The following is a 4,544-nucleotide window of genomic DNA, read 5'->3' as shown; positions in this document are numbered from 1 at the left end:
CCACCGGGCGGCCAGAGTCAGAGGACAGGGTTCATGCGTATCGAGCAGTATTGTATCGCGGTCGCCGCCACGGCAGCGCTCTGCGGCATGGGTCTCGGCATCTTCATGGCGACGAACCACGACTTTACGCTGATGCCGGCCCATGCCCATCTCAACCTTCTCGGCTGGGTGTCGATGGCGCTCTACGGCCTCTACTACCGCGGCGCCGCGCTCCTGCGCATCCGCCTCGCCTGGATCCAGGCCGGCATCGCCACCGTGGGTTTCGTCACCATGACCGGCGCCCTCGCCGCCCTCCTCCTCACCCTCGACCCGCGCTTCGAGCCGCTGATCGGCGTCGGCGCCAGCCTCTCGCTGCTCGCCATGGCGCTCTTCCTCTTCCAGGTCGTAATCGAGTCCCGCCCCACCCGGATCCGGGATACATCACCCCTCCCCGCCGAAGGCACATTCCCCGTCGTCGAGCACGGCTGAACCCGTCGACAAGCTATTCGCTTCTGAGCACCAGGACCCAGTCCCTCTCGCCGGCCCGGTTCTTGCCGGGTACGGCGAACTCGCGGCTGCCGGAGTTGTCGATGCCCGACGCGACTTCCACGTAGGTGCCTGCCGTCGGGTCGAACCATTCCGCGCTCGAGGCGCCCCGCATCGCGGTCATGTCCACCCCGATCGCGCCCGCATGCGCCGGCGGAACGTATGCGACCAGCAGGGAGCCGTCCGGCGCCGCCGCTGCCGCGACATAGTCGGCGGCTTCCGGCAGCCCGCCTCCCGAGACGATGAGCTCCCTCATGCCGCCCAGGCCCGAGGGCACCAGCTCGTGCCAGGGATGCGACCGGACGAAGCGGTTCAGGTTGGCGACGTCGCGGGTGCCCGGCGTGTCCAGATGATCCTGCCAGCGCTCGTTCCGCCAGGTCCAGAAGTGGTCGTCCTCGAACAGCCACACATATCCGTTGCCGGCGATGAAGCCGCCGATCGACGACAGCCACCCCCACCACAGGAAGCGGCGCACCGGCTGCACGGCGTGGGGATTGACGCGGTTGCCATCCCGCCCCTCCTCGTCGTAGGGCTCCTCGAGCAGAAAGGCGGGCATCGCCGGCTCGCGCGCGTACGCGCGTCTCGAGTGCGTGGCGACATCCCCGGTCCACGAATAGGCTCCGTTGAGGGTCATCTCGTGCCCGAACGACGTCTGATCCGTCGCGATCGACTCCGAGGCCCATTCGGCGCTGTAGAGCACGGACGCCTGGTCGGGCACGGATTTCAGGCCGCGGATCAGGGCGGCCTCGACCAGGGTCTGCTCGGGGCTGAAGAGGTTCGGCCCTTTCGGCCCTTCCCCGGTCCCCATGTCGCCGCCGACCATCCAGACCAGGTTCCTCCGGTCCCTGTACCGCTCGGCTATCCACGACCCGAAGGCCTGCGTCCGGTCCGGTCCGTTCGCGACCATCTCCTGCATCCAGCCCCACTCCCCCCCTTGAAAGCCGACATAGGCGGGAAAGGCGAAGACGAGGACGCCGCGCGACTCGCAGTAGGAGAGCAGGTCATCGACGTAGCTCCAGAAGGCCTCGTTCGGGCTGGAGAGATCCGGGGCCTGCGCGGAGACGTCGGAATAGTCCGTCCTTCCGTTCCACGACGACCCGTCGAGGCTGCGCAGGAACGGCGCCGCGCCGTTGCCGGCGTACTGCGGGGGCTGATGGCTCGGATCGTGGATCGGCATCCATATCTCGATCGCGTTGTACCCGCGCGCGACGGTGTCGTCGACGTAGCCGCGATAGTCCTCGGGCGAGAGCCGCGTGACGTTCCAGGACGTCCGCCCCAGTATCGGGAAGGGCACCCCGCCCTGATCCACCAGATACCGGTGGTCCGGGCTCCAGCGCAGCGGGAAATCGACATCGCCGGCACCTGCCCCGCGGGCGAGACACACCGCGGCGAACAGGAAGACCAGGGCCCTGACAATGGACGGCGATCTCGGCATCGGACCGGCGAAGGCGGCTGTGCCGGCCCCGCTGCCGGCAGAACCCCAGTCTGCCCCGGCACGGGCCCCGGTCGCTGATACGTCGTTCGGTCGCCACGATCGTCCGAAGCAGGTAGCCGACCGCAGCCCCCCGCGCTCAGCCCAGGTGCCGGGCGAACGCCTCCAGCACCTGCCGGTAGATCTCCCGCTTGAACGGCACGATCCGCTCCGGCAGCTCGCCCGGCTCGATCCAGGCCCACTCCCGGAACTCCGGCGTCGGCGTCCGGATGTCGATCAGCCGGTCGTCGCCGAGGAAGCGCATCAGGAACCAGCGCTGCTTCTGCCCGCGGAACCGCCCCTTCCAGATCCGCGGCACCAGCTCCGGCGGCAGGTCGTAGGTCAGCCAGCCCGGCGTCTCCGCCACCAGCTCGACCGCCGAGGCCGGGACTCCGGTCTCCTCGCCGAGCTCGCGCAGCGCCGCCTCCCGCGGCGCCTCGCCCGGATCGATCCCGCCCTGCGGCATCTGCCAGGCCGGCGCGGGATTGTCGAGCCGCTGCCCGGCGAAGACCCGGCCGCCCCGGTTCACCAGCATGATCCCGACGCAGGGCCGATAGGGCAGCGCCAGGATCTCCGCCTCGGTCATTGCTGCGCGGGCGCCGCCGGATCGCCGTTCGCCGCCGCCAGGTAGGACATGCCGCGCAGGATGTCGATCGCGTAGCTGAGCTGATAGTCCTCCGCCCGGAGCCGCGCCGTCTCCTCCTTGTGCTTGCGGTCCTCCTCGAGGATCTTCTTCTCGTCCTCGGTCAGGCTGTCGTTCGAGAGCGACCCCCGCAGGTCCGCCTCGCTCCGCGCCGGCGGCAGCGTCTCCTCCTCCTCGGTCGCCTCCGGCATCCGCTGCTCGACGATGATGTCGGGCGCGACGCCGAGCGCCTGGATCGACCGCCCCGACGGCGTGTAGTAGCGCGCCGTCGTCAGCCGGATCGCCCCCTCGTCCTGCACCGGCATGATCGTCTGCACCGACCCCTTGCCGAAGCTCTGCGTCCCGATCACCACCGCCCGGTGATGGTCCTTCAGCGCCCCCGCCACGATCTCCGACGCGCTCGCCGAGCCGCCGTTGATGACCACCGCCATCGGCTTGCCGCCCGTCAGGTCCCCCGGCGTCGCGTTGTACCGCTCGCTGTCGCGCGGATCGCGCCCCCGCGTCGAGACGATCTCGCCCGAGTCGATGAAGGCGTCCACCACCGAGATCGCCTGGTTGAGCAGCCCGCCGGGGTTGTTCCTGAGGTCGAGCACCACGCCCGTCACCTTCTCCATGCCGCCGGCCGCCTCGACCTGCGCGCGCAGCTGCTCCTCGAGCTCGGGATAGGTCTGCTCGTTGAAGGTGGTCAGCCGGATCACGACCACCCCGTCCTCGAGCCGCGCCTTCACCGGCGAGATGGTGATCGTCTCGCGCGTCAGCTTCACGTCGATCGGATCGGGCGTGCCCTCGCGCTGCAGCGTGATCGTGATCTCCGAGCCGACCGGCCCGCGCATCAGATCCACCGCCTCGTCGAGCGTCAGCCCGGCGACGCTCTCGCCGTTCACCGCGGTGATGAAGTCGCCCGGCTGCACGCCCGCCCGGTCGGCCGGCGTGCCGTCGATCGGCGAGACCACCTTCACGAAGCCGTTCTCCTGCGTCACCTCGATGCCGAGGCCGCCGAACTCGCCCTTGGTCTGCACCCGCATGTCGTCGAACTCGTCGGCCGGCATGTAGCTCGAATGCGGGTCGAGATGCGTCAGCATCCCGTTGATCGCCGCCTCGATCAGCACCTTGTCCTCGACCGGCTCGACGTAGGACGAGCGGATCCGCTCGAAGATATCGCCGAAGAGGTCGAGCTCCTCGTAGACCGACTTCTGCCTGTCGGCCTCCTGCGCCAGCAGGGGCACCGCGAATTGGGTACTCACGATCACGCCCGCCACGGCGCCGCCAACCCCTGCCAACCAGATCTTCTTCATAGCGTTCCTATCCGTTCTGACCGACGAAGAGCGGCTCCGGATCGACCGGCCCCTTTCCGTGGCGGACCTCTATATACAGCGTTTCTCCCACGCCTGCGCCAGTCTCGGCCTCGGGCGCCATCACATATTCTTCAACATCGGGCGGCCTTCCGCCCATCAGCCCGACGAGATCGCCCCGCGCGACCGTCGCGCCCGTCCGGACCTGCAGCCGGGCGAGGCCGGCGAGGATCACCATCGTCTCCGGCTCGGGCGCGAGCACCACGACATAGCCGTACTCGAGGAAGGGTCCTGCGTAGCGCACCACGGCGTCCGCCGGCGCGGTGACGAGCGCGAGCGCCGCCGTCCCGACGACGATCCCCGGCCGGCGCACCCGTGCCGCATCCGGCTCGTCGAACCCGCGCACCACCTGTCCCGCCACCGGCCAGACGAGCGGCCCGGCCGGCCCCGGCGGCGGCTCCGGCGCGTCGGGGGCCTTGGCCAGCGCCTCGGCGAGCGCAGTCAGCGAGGCGCTGTCGCGGGCGAGCGCCGTCAGGCCCGGGTCGACAGCCTCGGCTGGCGCCGGCTCGGCCCGCGCCATCGCCGCCTCGAGCGCCGCCTGCGCCCCGGCGAG

General features: G+C 70.1%; 5 protein-coding genes. 1 reads left to right on the top strand and 4 read right to left on the bottom strand.

The annotated features are described in order from the left end of the window. The first annotated feature begins 33 nt into the window (after nucleotides 1-33). On the top strand, nucleotides 34-468 hold the full coding sequence (locus Q0112_RS11740; RefSeq protein WP_297975554.1) for a hypothetical protein: 435 nt from the start codon (nucleotides 34-36) through the stop codon (nucleotides 466-468). A gap of 13 nt (nucleotides 469-481) precedes the next feature. On the opposite strand, the gene Q0112_RS11735 is transcribed toward Q0112_RS11740, so the two are convergent. The 4 genes from Q0112_RS11735 to Q0112_RS11720 all read right to left on the bottom strand — a co-directional run. Further along, nucleotides 482-1,960 carry a DUF4038 domain-containing protein gene (locus tag Q0112_RS11735; RefSeq protein ID WP_297975553.1) on the bottom strand — a complete coding sequence of 493 codons (1,479 nt, stop codon included), beginning with the start codon at nucleotides 1,958-1,960 and terminating at the stop codon, nucleotides 482-484. A gap of 136 nt (nucleotides 1,961-2,096) precedes the next feature. Continuing rightward, nucleotides 2,097-2,582, bottom strand: a complete 486-nt coding sequence (locus tag Q0112_RS11730) for an RNA pyrophosphohydrolase (protein WP_297975551.1) — start codon at nucleotides 2,580-2,582, stop codon at nucleotides 2,097-2,099. Further along, nucleotides 2,579-3,934 (bottom strand): S41 family peptidase, encoded by a 1,356-nt coding sequence (locus Q0112_RS11725; protein ID WP_297975548.1) that lies wholly within the window; start codon nucleotides 3,932-3,934, stop codon nucleotides 2,579-2,581. The genes Q0112_RS11730 and Q0112_RS11725 overlap by 4 nt, the downstream gene beginning before the upstream one ends. A gap of 7 nt (nucleotides 3,935-3,941) precedes the next feature. Next, nucleotides 3,942-4,544: peptidoglycan DD-metalloendopeptidase family protein (locus Q0112_RS11720; RefSeq protein ID WP_297975545.1), on the bottom strand; the 603-nt coding region annotated here is incomplete at its 5' end.

Origin of the sequence: uncultured Amaricoccus sp. (assembly GCF_937858865.1) — a bacterium.
Classification (GTDB): Bacteria; Pseudomonadota; Alphaproteobacteria; order Rhodobacterales; family Rhodobacteraceae; genus Amaricoccus.
This window is presented reverse-complemented; position numbering and strand designations above follow the sequence as displayed.

What these genes read in the sequence shown, in the direction of transcription:
- Q0112_RS11725 (WP_297975548.1), bottom strand. Translation starts at nt 3,934, where the DNA reads ATGAAGAAGATCTGGTTGGCAGGGGTTGGCGGCGCCGTGGCGGGCGTG.
- Q0112_RS11740 (WP_297975554.1), top strand. Translation starts at nt 34, where the DNA reads ATGCGTATCGAGCAGTATTGTATCGCGGTCGCCGCCACGGCAGCGCTC.
- Q0112_RS11735 (WP_297975553.1), bottom strand. Translation starts at nt 1,960, where the DNA reads ATGCCGAGATCGCCGTCCATTGTCAGGGCCCTGGTCTTCCTGTTCGCC.
- Q0112_RS11730 (WP_297975551.1), bottom strand. Translation starts at nt 2,582, where the DNA reads ATGACCGAGGCGGAGATCCTGGCGCTGCCCTATCGGCCCTGCGTCGGG.